Genomic DNA, 16887 nt, shown 5'->3' on the forward strand with positions numbered 1-16887 from the left:
CTCATGGCGACTATGCAATGTGATGTTGTAAGTGTAAAAGAGTCTTTGTACTCGGGCACTGTGACTATGCTAATTGCAAAAGGTGCTGGCGGTGAACTCGGTATTATGCCGGGTCACGCACCACTGGTAACTTTGCTTCAGCCGGGTGCAATCCGCGTTCTGCTGGAAAATGGTACAGAAGAATTAATCTATGTATCTGGTGGCGTTCTAGAAGTTCAACCGCATGTTGTTACGATTCTTGCAGATACTGCAGTTCGTGCAGAAAACTTAGATGAAGCGGCAATTATTGAAGCGCGTAAACACGCTGAACAATTGTTGGCAAATCAAAAGAGCGATTTGGACTCTGCTGCTGCTTTGGCTGCTTTGGCAGAAACTGCTGCACAGTTGGAAACCATCCGCAAAATCAAAAACCGCGCACTTTAATTGTCGGTTTAAGATTGAAAAAAGCCACTCGAAAGAGTGGCTTTTTTTATGCTGTTTGGAATTGAAGCCTTATCTTTGCTTAAGATGCTGTATTGGTAGTTTCAGTAGGCTGATTTGACTCACCTTGTAAAATCATCCCCGCCAGTTTTAGCATTTCAGCTTGAATACTCCCCATTTGCTGTTCCAGTTTCTTAAAGTCCACTTTGCTTAAATCGACTTGTCCATTTAAAAATGGTGAAGCCAAAACTTGCTGATTGGCAGCCAATAAGTTTTGACGGATGGTATCAATTTCCTGTGTTTTTAAGTCTAGGCTGCTTAGTGTTTGATTGAAGCCTTGTAACTGCTGTTGTAATTGAGTCGCTGCAATTTGTAATTGTTGTGGATCTTGCGCATCTACAGCGGTTTGCAATTCAGACTTGGTTTGATTCAGTTGTTCGACATATTGACCTGCTTTGAGCTGTAGATCAGCCACATCGCGCACAATATAGAACATATTGCCACTGCTTAATGGAGCGTTGGTTGGGTTTGTATTGCTGTTGGATGATGCGCTGGAATCATCTTGATTAGTTGTTTGCGTTTGCGGCGTGTTCATTTGATCACAGGCGCTGAGTAGCAAGGCAGAACTCAATAGTGCAAACGGAAGTAGTGTCTTCGAAGATACATTTTTCATATTCATGTGATTTTTGGTACTCATTGAGAATGAATATAAAACGAAAATATGAATAAAAAACAGATTGTTGCAAAGCAATAACAAATCTTAATTTTTTTGTCTAAATCAAAAAAAATAGGAGTTTTAAAGAAACTCCTATGAATTACACTTCTTTCATAAAAGAAAAATGATCATAAGTAATTGAGTCGAATTGATATTGATAGTCCCTTCTCTTGCGCCATATATGGCTCAGGATGAGGAATATATTTCGCAAGAGGATGAGGGAGCTGAATTATTGATTTAAAGAGAATTTATGAAAGAACTCTTTAACTTGCTGAATAAAAAATTATTTAGCCAATTCAGCCTCAATCGCTTCTACAATGCGCGGGTCATCTGCGGTTAAATCTGGGGCAAAACGCGCCACCACTTCACCTTGTTTATTCACCAAAAACTTTTCAAAGTTCCACAATACTTCAGGTGGTTCATTTGGGGTTAAGCCGTAATCAACCAAATCTTTCCACCATGGGCCTTCACCAATACGTTCAGGAATTGCTTGCGTTAAAGCCGTGTAGAGAGGATGTTTTTCTGCACCCACGACTGGAATTTTAGCAAACAATGGAAAACTCACCTGATAATTCAGTGAGCAAAATTCCTGAATTTCTGTATCGCTGCCCGGTTCTTGTGCCAAGAAATCATTCGATGGAAAGGCTAAAATTTCTAAGCCTTGTGCCTGTTTTGCTGCGTAGAGTTGCTGTAAGCCTTCGTATTGCGGGGTTAAGCCACATTTTGATGCCACGTTCACGATCAACAACACTTTTCCTGCATATTGATTTAATGTGGTTTCCGTACCCTGATTGGTTTTTACTGCAATGTCATAAACTGAAGTGCGCATAGTTGCTTCCTAGAATCTGTATTTTACCGCTACTGTTGTAACTGTAATTTTTGGGTACAGCAAGTTTTATAGCAAAGAAATTTACGACACTGATGGAATCCCGCATAGCCGTGATATTGCGCAGAAAAATGTAATTCGTATCTGCATTTTATTTTATTGATGGATAAATCGAGCGAAAAGTGCCATAAATAGACACTGGGTTTTTAGCACTTTGCATCACAAGTCAGTTATAGAAAAGGGTTTCACAGCAGGTATGCTGTTTGGTACAACAAGGATGATGAATACATGATACGGTCAGATAAAGGCGTATTTTGGGCAATTTTATTGCCATTGATTGCGGTATTGATTTGGTCTTTAAATATTGCAGTAACGAGGTATGTGGCGGAGTATATTTCACCCGTCAGTATCAGTTTTTATCGCTGGTTGATTGCTTTTCTGATTTTAACCCCGTGGATATTGCCCAAAGTTTGGCAGCAGCGTGAGTTGATTCGTCCACATTTGAAACAGTTGGCAGTGCTTAGTGCTTTTGGTTTGGTGCTGTATCAAGGTCTAAGCTATACCGCAGCCAATTACACCACTGCAACCAATATGGGCATTATTAATGCGTTTATTCCCATGTTTACGGTTTTGGTTTCATTGCTGATCTTAAAAGACATTCCGACACGATTTGCGGTTTTGGGCTGCATTATTTCATTTTCGGGTTTGTTGTATGTGATTGCACAAGGAGATTTGCGTCAACTCAGTCAGCTGACAGGACATGCGGGCGATATGCTCATGGTTTTGGCGGTATTTTTTTACGCCTTTTATGGGGTGTTTTTAAAGAAATGGAATTTAAAATTGCCGCTCATGCTGAGTCTTTATGTGCAAATTATATTCGCCTTACTTTACCATCTGCCATTTATTTTGTGGTTCGGCTTGGATCATTTAAATAGCCAAAATGGTTTAAGTGTGCTGTATGCAGGTATATTTCCTTCAATTATTGCACCTTTGGTATGGATGTTGGCCGTTCAATATTTAGGGCCAAATCGCACCAGTATTTTTATGAATTTGATGCCTGTTTTCACGGCTATCATTGCATATTTTTGGTTGGCAGAAGTGTGGGGGAGTTATCACAGTATCGGTGGATTGATTATTTTAACGGGTATTGTGTTGGCACAAATGAAAGCACGCGTACACATTCAAGCAAAAAGTTGAGTTTAATTGGTGTTTTTTTGATCACATAAAGGTGTATTTAAAATGCCTTTTATTCAAAATTTATACAGTATTGAGTGTTATGAATTATGACAGTTTTTTTAATTTTTCTAAAATAATTGTAAAAATAGTAAGATAATTTAAATTGTTAAGAAAAAAAGATGAATCTTTCATTGAATATTTGTCTTGGATTAATAGGAAAAATCTATTTGTATAGTCGACTAAATTACTCCATAATTCACGTACTGAAAATGATCCACTGTATTCAATAATCAGTGAAATATCATTTGCAGCAAGATTTTCAAACCCTCTGGATGTGCTTTTATACACATCCTTTTTATGCTCAACCATCCCTATATGGTTGAGCTTTTTTTTATCCACTGGAGCGTAAAACCTCGTGGTTCAGCACGAGGATATAAGCGACTGGAGTAAACCATATGAACGACACGAAATGTCGTTTTAAATACTTGTACTGTACTATAGTCACTATTAAGAAAAATACTGTTAAAATAATTGGATGAAGACACTCAAATTAAGCATAAAAGACAAACATTGCAAGGTGCTAAATCAGTTAGCATCCGAAGTAAATTTTGTCTGGAATTATGTCAATGATTTGTGTTTTAAGCATCTACAACGTAAACAACAATTCTTTTCAGCATACGACCTTGCAAAATACACGAAAGGCACATCGAAAGAATGCAACTTGCACAGTCAAACTATTCAAGCAGTGACAGAAGAATTGGTCACAAGACGCAAGCAGTTCAAAAAAGCAAAACTAAAATGGCGTGTCAGTAATAAAAAATCAGCTAGACGTTCACTGGGTTGGATACCGTTTAAAAAGGTTGCAATCAAATATGCTGATGGCTATGTTCAATATGGCAAGCATCAATTTAAACTATGGGATAGTTACGGATTAAGTCAATACAATATCAAAACAGGCACATTCGTAGAAGATAGTCGTGGACGCTGGTATGTTTGTCTTGTAGTTGATGCAGTCAAAATAGAAAAAAACAACGCTAAAACCTCAATTGGCATAGATTTAGGTTTAAAAGATTTAGCGACTTGTTCAGATGGCGTAAAACTTAAAGCACCTCAAATCTATCGGCAATATGAACAAAAACTTGGTATTGCTCAACGTGCAAAAAATAAGAAACGTGTCAAAGCCATCCATGCCAAGATTAAAAATGTAAGACAAAACATGCTGCATCAATTCAGCCGAAAATTGGTGAATGAACATGCAGCCATCTTCGTTGGCAATGTGAATGCCAAAGCATTAACACAAACCAGATTGGCTAAATCAGTGCTAGATGCCAGTTGGACAACACTAAGAACCATGCTCAAGTATAAATGCGAGAACGCAGGGGTATGTTATGAAGAAGTCAATGAAGCCTATACCACCCAAATTTGTTCGTGCTGTGGCTCACGCTATAGTAGTCCGAAAGGTAGAGCAGGACTTGGAATAAGAGAGTGGCAGTGTGTGGAGTGCGGTACGCTCCATGATCGGGATGTAAATTCCGCACTGAATATTCTTGCGCTCGGACATGAGCGTCTAGCAGTAGGAATCTCCGTCCTTTAGGTCGGGGAGGATGTCAACTAAAATTTGTCTAAAGCTAGGCGCGAATCACTGCCCCACTCTCTGCATCTAAAATACGGCTAGGTTGCTGGCTTAAACCCAAATCACCATTTAAGTAGTGCAATTGTTGATGGAAATATTGCGTTGTCTCTTGCAAAGAGCGTGCAGGGGCAAGTCCCGCAGGATTGGCACTGGTCGATACAATAAAGCCATCAAAGGCATGGCATAACGCCATACATAAAGGATGATTGGTTACGCGCACCGCTACTTTGTGGTGTTGACCTGTAATCCACTCTGGAATTGCGGCTGTGCTGGGTAATAGCCAGGTGGTTGCTCGATCTGTGGGATAAGTATTCGTCCATGACGCAATTACGCGATCTCGCATTTCGGGGTTTAAATCCTGCAGCAAATGCTCTACTTGTGACAGATGTCCTGCCAGTAAAATCACACCTTTTTCAATCGGACGCTGTTTCAGACGCAAAATTTCCAAAAATGCCTGTTGATTATATGGATCACATCCCAATCCCCAAACCGCCTCTGTAGGATAGGCCAGTACCTGTCCTTGTTGTAGACATGCAGCGGCTTCGGTGACAGAAGTTGTAATCATGGGAGTTTTACCTAAACAGAAACGTGAAATAGGCGCTTATTGTGAACCTTATTTGAGTGGACGACAACGCAGATATAAACCTGATTGTTGTAAACAGAAGCCCATGAGTTCCAGTTCCATTAATGCGCTGGTGAGTGTGGCAATATCTAAATTCAGTTGCTGTGCCAAGTGATCGATGCTTTGTCCGACCCAATCCAGTTGTTGATACAGTGCCAATAAATGCTCGGGAATATGCGGTGTACTTGTATCTGCTGTTTTTGTTGTGGTGGTTTGAAGTATTGCTTCAGTCGGTGGTGTAGATAATTTTGCTTTTGTTGAAGCTGCTGTAGTCTGATTTTGGCTTGATGCTATTTGGTTTTGTTGATATTGCCATTGGGTGGGTAGGGCTAAATCTTCAATCACTTGTTCAGGATGATCCACTAAAATTGCACCTTCACGAATCAATTGGTGGCAACCTTGATGAAATTCACTGTAAATATGTCCTGGAATGGCAAAAATTAATTTGCCTTGCTCTGCTGCCAGTTTCGCGGTAATCAGCGAGCCACTATTTAAACTGGCTTCAGCAACAATCACGCCTAAACTTAGTCCACTGACAATACGGTTACGTCGTGGAAAATGTTGCTGTAAGGGCTTAGTCTGTGGTAAAAACTCCGTAATCACGGCACCACCAGATTCTACAATTTTTTGGCGCAGGCTGTGATGTGCACTTGGATAAGTGCTGTCCAAACCTGTGCCCATGACTGCAATGGTACGTTGATGTTGCAAAGCACCTTGATGTGCGGCTTCATCAATACCTTGTGCCAAACCACTATTGATAAAGAACCCTTGTTCACTTAAATAATAAGCAAAATCATAAGCCACTTGCCGACCATGCGGGCTGGCTTTGCGACTGCCGACAATCGCAATTTGCGCTTGCAACAAAGCCTGTGCATTGCCTTGCCCAAATAAAATGGGTGGCTTGTTGGAATAGGGTCGTAACTGATTGGGATAGTCCGCATCGTCCAAAGTTAGAATAAAATCGCACTGCTGTTGCAGTTGATTCAGACATTGTTCAAAGGCGAGTTGCCCTGTTGGGCTGAGATATTCTTTGGCGCGTTGTAGATGGTTGGCATGAATGCGCACATCTGACCATGTGAGGAGGTGTTCGGGCTGCACTGCGGCAGCCACGGAACCATAATGTTGTACGAGTTTGGAAAAACTAGACAGTGAATGTTGAACCAAATACCACAACAAAATGTAGTTGATTTGCTGTGGGCTGAATGAATTCAACATCACCATCTTAAACCGTTTTAGTCGTCCATTCGTGGTGCTTGTAAGCTCGCACCGACTTTAATTGGTAATTCACTGTCTAAAACATAGGCATAGCTAATGTGGTCAAAGCTCTTGAAGACCATGATATTGCCAATACGTTCGCCTGGAAGCTGAACACGTTCTTTGGTTTTCGGGTCGGTGACCACTTCGCCTTTTTGCGCTACGCTAAACACATGACCAGATTGCACGCCATGTAATGTACCGCGATCAATTGCCACAACACTGTGTTTTGCTGCAGTACCAATCGAACCCATCACACGTAGCACCTGACCACCTGTGCTGACATTTTCAGCATGCGTTGGGTAGAACAAGGTTGGCAGCATTGGGTCATAAATTGGTAAGACGCGATCACCACGACGCACTTCGGCATTGTAGGTATCGGTCAATTCAAGTGTGGTGATGTCATTTTCACCACGTACTGCAATACCTGCAGCAACTTGAGTGAGTTCAATGCCTGCATTGAATTTTTGACCATTGGCATCGGTCAGCATGTACGGTTCGCCTTCACGATATACACCGTAGCGTTGACCTACTTCCAGACCTGCACCACGTGCATACACACTTTGACCTTTAGCAGCTAAAACACGTTGATCAGAAGTACCTAAAATATATGGTGTGCCTTGTAACGCATCTGCGGCAATAATGCTGCTGCGCTCTAACCAGTGTTTGATGTAGTCAAGTGGAATCACAGGAATGGTATTATTTAAAGACTCCACGCGAATTTGCGGCTGTAAATTGGTGCTCTTGCCTGCATAACGACGAATAATGCCTTCACAGCCATCGCCTTCATCTTTACCAATAATAGGGCGACCTTCGTAGGTACACATCAACAAACGGTCACCTGGGAAAATCCAGTGTGGATTTTTTACGTGACGGTTACTTGCCCAAATTTCAGGCCAACGTAATGGGTTGTTCAGGAATTTTTTGGAAATATCCCATAAGGTATCGCCTTTTTTTACCACATACACATTTGGTGCGCTGGCTTTTAAGGCAGGCGGATTGATGTTTCGTGCAGGTGCTGCTTCAGCCACACTGATCGCACCAAGTCCCACTATGAGACATACCGCGAGTGCTAAAACTTGCTTTTTAAACCCCAAGACACGAAAAGAGGATGTGTCTGTCAAAACCTTTTTCATTATCATAATTCCTAAAATTATGTATGTAGTTGCGTTATAATAACGATCTTACACACATTTTTTTGATGAAGCATTCCTTCATTCGGTTTTTTGATCAATGGCATATCAGTGAGGACGTCCTATGGCCTTATTACCTATTTTAAGTTTCCCGGATCCCCGTTTGCGTACCATTGCCAAACCCGTCGAAGAAGTCACCGACGAAATTCGTCAGCTGGCTGCAGATATGTTTGAAACGATGTATGCCGCACCAGGAATTGGTCTGGCAGCCACACAGGTCGATCATCATATTCAGCTCATTGTCATGGATTTATCTGAAAATAAAGATCAACCCATGGTCTTCATTAACCCCAAAGTTACCGCATTGACTGAAGAGACCCAACCGTATGAAGAAGGGTGTTTGTCAGTGCCTCAAATATACGACAAAGTTGAGCGTCCGTCACGTGTAAAAATTGAAGCGATTAACCTTGAGGGCCAATCCTTTGCGCTAGAAGCGGATGAACTTCTCGCTGTTTGTATCCAACATGAAATGGATCACTTAAATGGCAAATTATTTGTCGATTATTTATCGCCGCTCAAGCGTCAGCGTGCCCGTGAAAAAGTCGAAAAAGTAGTGCGCCAGCGTCAGAAAGAAAAAGTCGCGGTCAAGCGTTAAGACGTAGAACAATCAAGAAGACTAGACGCGCAAGTTTAGACCAAAGCCTAAAAATCAGCCCAATTTCGATTGGGCTTTGTTATACTTGTGCCACACAAATTCAGGATAGATGTTTTTGTTGTTGCGTAGTGGTTTACTGCTTTCATTTATCGCAGTTTTTTTACAGATTGCTGTTTTTTTACAGCCTTTGCTGCCTGAGCAATATCAAGTTGCGCCAGTCTGTGAAACCATCACGCGTGCACTTTTGTTGCCACAAGCCCACGCCGTGCATACAAATTCTTCGCATGCTGCACATTCATCTACATCGCAAGCTGATGATCAACAACTGACTGCACAGCATGGACATCATCATCACGATGCTTCACATCAATGTCAGTATTGTACGGTCTATGGCAACTTGGTCTTGCCACCTGAATTAGAGCTTAAAGAAGTACTTGATCGCATTCAGGTGCGTCTTTTGGCTTTCCAAAAACGCTTTCAACATGTTTGGTTTGCACTTCAGCAACTCTTTTTACTTCCGCAGGGACGTGCTCCACCTCACTTTGCATAAATTCAATGTTTTTCGGGTCTGCTTTGACCCTAACTGTATTTATGTTTTGAAGTGAGAAATAAAATGGCTCAGCCTAAATTTTTATTACAGCCCATTGCGGCTGCAGTTTGTGTTGCCTGCTATTCAGCAAGTGCGTTTGCCGATCAAAGTATGCTGTCTGCGAATACGCATAGTCTTGCGCCTATTGTTGCAACCGCACAACAGGGCAATGATGCCAATGGTTTGGTGGTTCGTGCTAATCCAAAACAACCCATTCAGCCGATTCCAGCCACAGATGGTGCAGACTATTTGCAAAGCATCGTCGGCTTTAGTGCGGTCAACAGTGGTGCGGGTACCAATGGCGATGTGACCTTCCGCGGCATGTTTGGTTCACGTATTAAAATTTTAACCGATGGTTCTGAAAACTTAGGTGCATGCCCGAGTCGTATGGATTCACCAACCTCTTATATTTCACCAGAAAGTTTTGATGAAATTACCGTCATTAAAGGCCCGCAAACGGTGCAATATGCCAACACAGGTTCGGCAGCAACGGTATTGTTTGAGCGTAAGCCTGAGCAATTTGGTGAAGGTCAAAACTATCGTGGCCAAGCCAGTATCTTGATGGGGTCATTTGGCCGTTTAGATCATAATGTTGAAGCGGCTGCGGGTGATGCGCAGAAATATATTCGTTTAAATGCCAACCGTTCTGTGGCAGACAGCTATAAAGATGGCAATGGCACGACTGTTCCTTCGGATTGGGAGCGTTGGAATGCCGATCTCGCTTTAGGTTGGACACCCGATGAAAACACTTGGCTAGAACTGACGGGGGGGCGTGGTGATGCTGAAGTGATTTATGCGGGCCGTACAATGGACGGTTCTGAATTTGACCGCGAAAGTTTGGGTCTACGTGTAGAAAAGAAAAATATCACCGATGTGATTAAGAAAATTGAAGCGCAGGTGAACTATAGCTTTAACGATCACGTGATGGATAACTATAGTCTGCGTAAAGTAGGTATGGCACAACATCACATGACAAAAGAGTGGGTGGAAGCTAAATCTGCAATGAATGTGACACGCCGTACTTTAAATGCACGGATGGCTGTAACGCATGAGTGGGATAAGCTGCAGTTTATTACAGGTATTGATAGTCAACAGAATAAACATGGTAAAGGCATGTATTCAGCCACAATGCCGAAAATGAACTTCCCTGTAACAACCGATATGGAATTTCAATCTTATGGCGGTTTTGGTGAATTGAGTTATCAACTCAATGATGAAAATAAATTAGTTACAGGTGTACGTGTTGATCAGGTCGAAGTTGATGCAGTGCAAACAGCTCAACAACGTAAAGAAACTTTGCCAAGTGGCTTTATTCGTTTGGAAAATCAACATCCGCACCATGATGCTAAAACTTATGTCGGTTTGGGCTATGTAGAGCGTATGCCTGATTATTGGGAATTGTTTAGTCCTCTGTCGGGTAACGGAAATAAAAATACGTTTAATCACATTGATACTGAAAAAACCCTTCAATTGGACTTTGGCTATCAACATGAACATGGTGCATTCAGCTCTTGGGCATCGGCTTATGCAGGTTTAATTAATGATTATATTTTGACGAATTACAAACTGAGAGATGAAAACAAGCCTCAGAGTAAAGAAAATCCTTTAGAGGCGCATACTCGCAATGTGGATGCAACGATTGCAGGTGCAGAAGTTGGTATTGCTTATCAATTTACCGATGCTTTACAGGCTGATGTGAGTGCCATGTATGCGTGGGGTGAAAACACTACGGACAATACGCCGTTGCCACAAATTTCACCTTTGGAAGGGCGTTTAAACCTGCGCTATGTTCAGGATAAATATACTTTAGGTGCATTATTACGTGTTGTTGATGGTCAAAGTCGTATTAGCGAACGTGAAGGTAATATCGTGGGCTATGATGTGAAAGAAAGCAGTGGCTTTGGCGTATTGTCTTTAAACGGCAGCTATAACCTCAATAAAAGTGTTGATGTGTCTGTGGGTATTGATAACGTACTGGATAAAACTTATACCGAGCATCTAAACAAAATGGGTAATGCGGGTTTGGGTTTTGCTGCGAATGAGCAATTTAACAATATTGGCCGTAACTATTGGGCGCGTATCAGTATGAAGTTCTAATTTGAACTTTATTTAAACCAAAAGCAGGGCTTAGGCTCTGCTTTTTACTTTTTTATTAGAATAATTTCATATAAAACAATAGATTAAATCTTGTGATTGTATTTTGAAGAATTGCGCAGATTTTTATTAAAATAAATTTATGAGATAAAACAGTGGCTTATCTGTTTTGGGGTTTATAAAATAAACACTCGATATATTTCTTTTACAAAAAGCCTTGCATGGCAAAATATTTGGCCTATAATGCACATCCATCGGCGGTGATGTTGATAAAAACTTGTTGAAAAACAATAGCTTGGTTGATTGGTTTGAGATTGATTGAGTTTGTTTTGAGTGGATGGGTTTGAAAATAAAATCAACATTGCATGTTGACTTTCTTAAAATAGAGAGTAGTATAGCCGACCTAGCTTGATGCTGACGAAGCATCGAGAAGATCATTAAGAGATTATGAAGAATAACTTGTGTGGATTTTTACTGATTGATTGATCGAAAATATTATCATTGATTGATTGGTTTAAATTACTCGAAGTTTATTTGAGCGAAATTTAAGTCAGAAAATTGATGAGCCAGATTTGGAAGTTTAGATTAAAACTTCAAAATGATTTTAACTGAAGAGTTTGATCATGGCTCAGATTGAACGCTGGCGGCAGGCTTAACACATGCAAGTCGAGCGGGGAAGGTTGCTTCGGTAGCTGACCTAGCGGCGGACGGGTGAGTAATGCTTAGGAATCTGCCTATTAGTGGGGGACAACATTCCGAAAGGGATGCTAATACCGCATACGTCCTACGGGAGAAAGCAGGGGCTCTTTATGACCTTGCGCTAATAGATGAGCCTAAGTCGGATTAGCTAGTTGGTGGGGTAAAGGCCTACCAAGGCGACGATCTGTAGCGGGTCTGAGAGGATGATCCGCCACACTGGGACTGAGACACGGCCCAGACTCCTACGGGAGGCAGCAGTGGGGAATATTGGACAATGGGGGGAACCCTGATCCAGCCATGCCGCGTGTGTGAAGAAGGCCTTTTGGTTGTAAAGCACTTTAAGTGGGGAGGAGGCTTACCTGGTTAATACCTGGGCTAAGTGGACGTTACCCACAGAATAAGCACCGGCTAACTCTGTGCCAGCAGCCGCGGTAATACAGAGGGTGCGAGCGTTAATCGGATTTACTGGGCGTAAAGCGCGCGTAGGTGGTTAATTAAGTCAAATGTGAAATCCCCGAGCTTAACTTGGGAATTGCATTCGATACTGGTTAGCTAGAGTATGGGAGAGGATGGTAGAATTCCAGGTGTAGCGGTGAAATGCGTAGAGATCTGGAGGAATACCGATGGCGAAGGCAGCCATCTCGCCTAATACTGACACTGAGGTGCGAAAGCATGGGGAGCAAACAGGATTAGATACCCTGGTAGTCCATGCCGTAAACGATGTCTACTAGCCGTTGGGGGATTTGATCCTTTAGTGGCGCAGCTAACGCGATAAGTAGACCGCCTGGGAGTACGGTCGCAAGACTAAAACTCAAATGAATTGACGGGGGCCCGCACAAGCGGTGGAGCATGTGGTTTAATTCGATGCAACGCGAAGAACCTTACCTGGCCTTGACATAGTAGAAACTTTCCAGAGATGGATTGGTGCCTTCGGGAATCTACATACAGGTGCTGCATGGCTGTCGTCAGCTCGTGTCGTGAGATGTTGGGTTAAGTCCCGCAACGAGCGCAACCCTTTTCCTTACTTGCCAGCATTTCGGATGGGAACTTTAAGGATACTGCCAGTGACAAACTGGAGGAAGGCGGGGACGACGTCAAGTCATCATGGCCCTTACGGCCAGGGCTACACACGTGCTACAATGGTCGGTACAAAGGGTTGCTACCTCGCGAGAGGATGCTAATCTCAAAAAGCCGATCGTAGTCCGGATCGCAGTCTGCAACTCGACTGCGTGAAGTCGGAATCGCTAGTAATCGCGGATCAGAATGCCGCGGTGAATACGTTCCCGGGCCTTGTACACACCGCCCGTCACACCATGGGAGTTTGTTGCACCAGAAGTAGGTAGTCTAACCGCAAGGAGGACGCTTACCACGGTGTGGCCGATGACTGGGGTGAAGTCGTAACAAGGTAGCCGTAGGGGAACCTGCGGCTGGATCACCTCCTTAACGAAAGATTGACGATTGGTAAGAATCCACAACAAGTTGTTCTTCATTGATGTATCTGAGGGTCTGTAGCTCAGTTGGTTAGAGCACACGCTTGATAAGCGTGGGGTCACAAGTTCAAGTCTTGTCAGACCCACCATGACTTTGACCTAGATTGAATAAATCAAGTTACAGGAATTGAAGATACATCGAATCACAGATGATAAGCTGGGGACTTAGCTTAGTTGGTAGAGCGCCTGCTTTGCACGCAGGAGGTCAGGAGTTCGACTCTCCTAGTCTCCACCACGTACTTATTGGGTATGGGTATAAGCTAAAAATTACAGAATTTAGTAAGTATAAGCTTATTAAGTTCTGTGATTTAAATATCACAGTATTTAGTGCGGTCTGACGAAGACGCATTAATTCATTAACAGATTGGCAAAAATTGAGTCTGAAATAAATTGTTCAACTCATTTAATTCAAGATTGACAGTAATACTTCGGTGTTACGATTTAATTACGAATTGAAATGAGAACTAGCAAATTAACTGAATCAAGCGTTTTGGTATATGAATTTAGATTGAAGCTGTACAGTGCTTAAGTGCACGAGACTTTGAACTGTAGATTAAATAAATCATTGATTATTTATTTAATTGTCTTAATCCTACTTGTAGGGGTTAACGACTGTTTGGGGTTGTATAGTCAAGTAATTAAGTGCATGTGGTGGATGCCTTGGCAGTCAGAGGCGAAGAAAGACGTGATAGCCTGCGAAAAGCTCCGGGGAGGCGGCAAATATCCTTTGATCCGGAGATTTCTGAATGGGGAAACCCACCTACCTTAAGGTAGGTATCGTATGATGAATACATAGTCATACGAAGCGAACGCGGGGAAGTGAAACATCTCAGTACCCGTAGGAAAAGAAATCAATTGAGATTCCCTCAGTAGCGGCGAGCGAAAGGGGAAAAGCCCATTAAGTTATGTGTGTTTTAGTGGAATGCTCTGGGAAGTGCAACCATAGTGGGTGATAGTCCTGTACACGAAAGGGCACACATAATGATGACGAGTAGGGCGAGGCACGTGAAACCTTGTCTGAATATGGGGGGACCATCCTCCAAGGCTAAATACTCCTGACTGACCGATAGTGAACCAGTACCGTGAGGGAAAGGCGAAAAGAACCCCTGTGAGGGGAGTGAAATAGATCCTGAAACCGCATGCATACAAGCAGTGGGAGCCAACTTGTTTGGTGACTGCGTACCTTTTGTATAATGGGTCAGCGACTTATATTCAGTAGCGAGGTTAACCGAATAGGGGAGCCGTAGAGAAATCGAGTCTTAATAGGGCGTATAGTTGCTGGGTATAGACCCGAAACCGGGTGATCTATCCATGAGCAGGTTGAAGGTTGGGTAACACTAACTGGAGGACCGAACCCACTGTCGTTGAAAAGCCAGGGGATGACTTGTGGATAGGGGTGAAAGGCTAATCAAACTCGGTGATAGCTGGTTCTCCCCGAAAGCTATTTAGGTAGCGCCTCGGACGAATACCATTGGGGGTAGAGCACTGTTTCGGCTAGGGGGTCATCCCGACTTACCAAACCGATGCAAACTCCGAATACCAATGAGTACTATCCGGGAGACAGACTGCGGGTGCTAACGTCCGTAGTCAAGAGGAAAACAATCCAGACCGCCAGCTAAGGCCCCAAAATCATAGTTAAGTGGGAAACGATGTGGGAAGGCATAGACAGCTAGGAGGTTGGCTTAGAAGCAGCCACCCTTTAAAGAAAGCGTAATAGCTCACTAGTCGAGTCGGCCTGCGCGGAAGATGTAACGGGGCTAAAACTATGTGCCGAAGCTGCGGATGTATACATTGTATACGTGGTAGGGGAGCGTTCTGTAAGCCGAAGAAGGTGGATTGAGAAGTCTGCTGGAGGTATCAGAAGTGCGAATGCTGACGTGAGTAACGACAAAACGGGTGAAAAACCCGTTCGCTGAAAGACCAAGGGTTCCAGTCCAACGTTAATCGGGGCTGGGTGAGTCGACCCCTAAGGCGAGGCCGAGAGGCGTAGTCGATGGGAAATTGGTTAATATTCCAATACTTCAGTGTAATGCGATGAGAGGACGGAGAAGGTTAAGTCAGCCTGGCGTTGGTTGTCCAGGTGAAAGGAAGTAGGCATGCATCTTAGGCAAATCCGGGGTGCTCTATGCTGAGATCTGATAGCAAGCTGTACTTGTACAGTGAAGTGGCTGATACCCTGCTTCCAGGAAAAGTCTCTAAGCTTCAGTTACACTGGAATCGTACCCGAAACCGACACAGGTGGTCAGGTCGAGTAGACCAAAGCGCTTGAGAGAACTCTGCTGAAGGAACTAGGCAAAATGGTACCGTAACTTCGGGAGAAGGTACGCTGTTGATGGTGATAGGACTCGCTCCTTGAGCTGTCGACAGCCTCAGAAACCAGGCCGCTGCAACTGTTTATTAAAACATAGCACTCTGCAAACACGAAAGTGGACGTATAGGGTGTGATGCCTGCCCGGTGCTGGAAGGTTAATTGATGGGGTTAGCGTAAGCGAAGCTCTTGATCGAAGCCCCAGTAAACGGCGGCCGTAACTATAACGGTCCTAAGGTAGCGAAATTCCTTGTCGGGTAAGTTCCGACCTGCACGAATGGCATAATGATGGCGGCGCTGTCTCCAGCAGAGGCTCAGTGAAATCGAATTCGCCGTGAAGATGCGGTGTACCCGCGGCTAGACGGAAAGACCCCGTGAACCTTTACTGCAGCTTGACATTGAACTTTGACCTTACTTGTGTAGGATAGGTGGGAGGCTTTGAAACTTGGACGCTAGTCCGAGTGGAGCCGTCCTTGAAATACCACCCTGGTAATGTTGAGGTTCTAACTCTGTCCCGTTATCCGGGACGAGGACCATGTCCGTGGGTAGTTTGACTGGGGCGGTCTCCTCCTAAAGAGTAACGGAGGAGTACGAAGGTGCGCTCAGCGTGGTCGGAAATCACGCGTAGAGTATAAAGGCAAAAGCGCGCTTAACTGCGAGACCCACAAGTCGAGCAGGTACGAAAGTAGGTCTTAGTGATCCGTGGTTCTGTATGGAAGGGCCATCGCTCAACGGATAAAAGGTACTCTGGGGATAACAGGCTGATACCGCCCAAGAGTTCATATCGACGGCGGTGTTTGGCACCTCGATGTCGGCTCATCTCATCCTGGGGCTGAAGCAGGTCCCAAGGGTATGGCTGTTCGCCATTTAAAGAGGTACGCGAGCTGGGTTTAGAACGTCGTGAGACAGTTCGGTCCCTATCTACCGTGGGCGCTGGAAATTTGAGAGGATCTGCTCCTAGTACGAGAGGACCAGAGTGGACGAACCTCTGGTGTACCGGTTGTGACGCCAGTCGCATCGCCGGGTAGCTATGTTCGGAAGGGATAACCGCTGAAAGCATCTAAACGGGAAGCCTACCTCAAGATAAGATTTCCCCGAGGCTTTATGCCTCCTAAAGAGCCGTTGAAGACTACGACGTTGATAGGTTGGATGTGGAAGCATAGCGATATGTGAAGCTGACCAATACTAATTGCTCGTGAGGCTTGACTATACAACACCCAAACAGTTGGGGTTGTATGCTCAATCGATTCAAATCCAATCAGTCAATTCAGAC

General features: G+C 43.6%; 12 protein-coding genes, 2 tRNA genes and 2 rRNA genes. 10 read left to right on the plus strand and 6 right to left on the minus strand.

Annotation, left to right across the window (positions count from 1 at the left end):
* The first annotated feature begins 3 nt into the window (after nucleotides 1-3).
* Nucleotides 4-423 (plus strand): F0F1 ATP synthase subunit epsilon, encoded by a 420-nt coding sequence (locus J4G44_RS03245; RefSeq protein ID WP_004970132.1) that lies wholly within the window; start codon nucleotides 4-6, stop codon nucleotides 421-423.
* A gap of 79 nt (nucleotides 424-502) precedes the next feature.
* Here the strand turns inward: J4G44_RS03245 and J4G44_RS03250 are convergent, their stop codons facing one another.
* The gene (locus J4G44_RS03250; RefSeq protein ID WP_136144381.1) at nucleotides 503-1093 is read right to left on the minus strand and encodes a hypothetical protein; all 591 of its coding nucleotides are present in this window, start codon (nucleotides 1091-1093) and stop codon (nucleotides 503-505) included.
* A gap of 325 nt (nucleotides 1094-1418) precedes the next feature.
* Nucleotides 1419-1964, minus strand: a complete 546-nt coding sequence (locus tag J4G44_RS03255; RefSeq protein WP_004970127.1) for a glutathione peroxidase — start codon at nucleotides 1962-1964, stop codon at nucleotides 1419-1421.
* A gap of 285 nt (nucleotides 1965-2249) precedes the next feature.
* Here J4G44_RS03255 and J4G44_RS03260 point away from each other — a divergent pair, with 285 nt between their 5' ends.
* On the plus strand, nucleotides 2250-3158 hold the full coding sequence (locus J4G44_RS03260) for a DMT family transporter (RefSeq protein WP_096902732.1): 909 nt from the start codon (nucleotides 2250-2252) through the stop codon (nucleotides 3156-3158).
* A gap of 84 nt (nucleotides 3159-3242) precedes the next feature.
* Here the strand turns inward: J4G44_RS03260 and J4G44_RS03265 are convergent, their stop codons facing one another.
* A complete protein-coding gene (locus J4G44_RS03265; RefSeq protein ID WP_004970123.1) occupies nucleotides 3243-3536 on the minus strand; it encodes a hypothetical protein in 294 nt (97 codons plus the stop codon).
* A gap of 136 nt (nucleotides 3537-3672) precedes the next feature.
* On the opposite strand from J4G44_RS03265, the gene J4G44_RS03270 reads away from it, so the two are divergent.
* On the plus strand, nucleotides 3673-4731 hold the full coding sequence (locus tag J4G44_RS03270) for an RNA-guided endonuclease InsQ/TnpB family protein (RefSeq protein ID WP_207973851.1): 1059 nt from the start codon (nucleotides 3673-3675) through the stop codon (nucleotides 4729-4731).
* 34 nt (nucleotides 4732-4765) lie between these two features.
* Here the strand turns inward: J4G44_RS03270 and tsaC are convergent, their stop codons facing one another.
* The 3 genes from tsaC to J4G44_RS03285 are packed head-to-tail and all read right to left on the minus strand — an operon-like array spanning nucleotide 4766 to nucleotide 7782.
* Complete coding sequence (tsaC, locus tag J4G44_RS03275; RefSeq protein ID WP_207973852.1) at nucleotides 4766-5335, minus strand: L-threonylcarbamoyladenylate synthase type 1 TsaC; 570 nt, start codon at nucleotides 5333-5335, stop codon at nucleotides 4766-4768.
* A gap of 48 nt (nucleotides 5336-5383) precedes the next feature.
* A complete protein-coding gene (gene dprA, locus J4G44_RS03280; protein WP_004970117.1) occupies nucleotides 5384-6607 on the minus strand; it encodes a DNA-processing protein DprA in 1224 nt (407 codons plus the stop codon).
* A 17-nt stretch (nucleotides 6608-6624) separates the two neighbouring features.
* Nucleotides 6625-7782 (minus strand): LysM peptidoglycan-binding domain-containing protein, encoded by a 1158-nt coding sequence (locus tag J4G44_RS03285; RefSeq protein WP_004970116.1) that lies wholly within the window; start codon nucleotides 7780-7782, stop codon nucleotides 6625-6627.
* 121 nt (nucleotides 7783-7903) lie between these two features.
* On the opposite strand from J4G44_RS03285, the gene def reads away from it, so the two are divergent.
* The 7 genes from def (at nucleotide 7904) to J4G44_RS03320 (ending at nucleotide 16824) form a co-directional block, all read left to right on the plus strand.
* Nucleotides 7904-8434 (plus strand): peptide deformylase, encoded by a 531-nt coding sequence (def, locus tag J4G44_RS03290; protein WP_004970115.1) that lies wholly within the window; start codon nucleotides 7904-7906, stop codon nucleotides 8432-8434.
* A gap of 115 nt (nucleotides 8435-8549) precedes the next feature.
* Entirely contained in the window at nucleotides 8550-8984 is a 435-nt protein-coding gene (locus tag J4G44_RS03295; RefSeq protein WP_026438527.1) for a DUF2946 family protein, read from the plus strand.
* A gap of 63 nt (nucleotides 8985-9047) precedes the next feature.
* Nucleotides 9048-11120 carry a TonB-dependent copper receptor gene (locus J4G44_RS03300; RefSeq protein WP_207973853.1) on the plus strand — a complete coding sequence of 691 codons (2073 nt, stop codon included), beginning with the start codon at nucleotides 9048-9050 and terminating at the stop codon, nucleotides 11118-11120.
* Between the two features lie 602 nt (nucleotides 11121-11722).
* Nucleotides 11723-13259 (plus strand): 16S ribosomal RNA (locus J4G44_RS03305).
* 59 nt (nucleotides 13260-13318) lie between these two features.
* Nucleotides 13319-13395, plus strand: a tRNA-Ile gene (locus J4G44_RS03310).
* A gap of 70 nt (nucleotides 13396-13465) precedes the next feature.
* Nucleotides 13466-13541: transfer RNA gene (locus J4G44_RS03315), tRNA-Ala, on the plus strand.
* A gap of 393 nt (nucleotides 13542-13934) precedes the next feature.
* A 23S ribosomal RNA gene (locus tag J4G44_RS03320) occupies nucleotides 13935-16824 on the plus strand.
* The 16S and 23S rRNA genes sit together here with 2 tRNA genes alongside, the layout of an rRNA operon.
* Nucleotides 16825-16887: the final 63 nt, after the last annotated feature.

This window comes from Acinetobacter towneri, assembly GCF_017498585.1.
GTDB lineage: Bacteria > Pseudomonadota > Gammaproteobacteria > Pseudomonadales > Moraxellaceae > Acinetobacter > Acinetobacter towneri.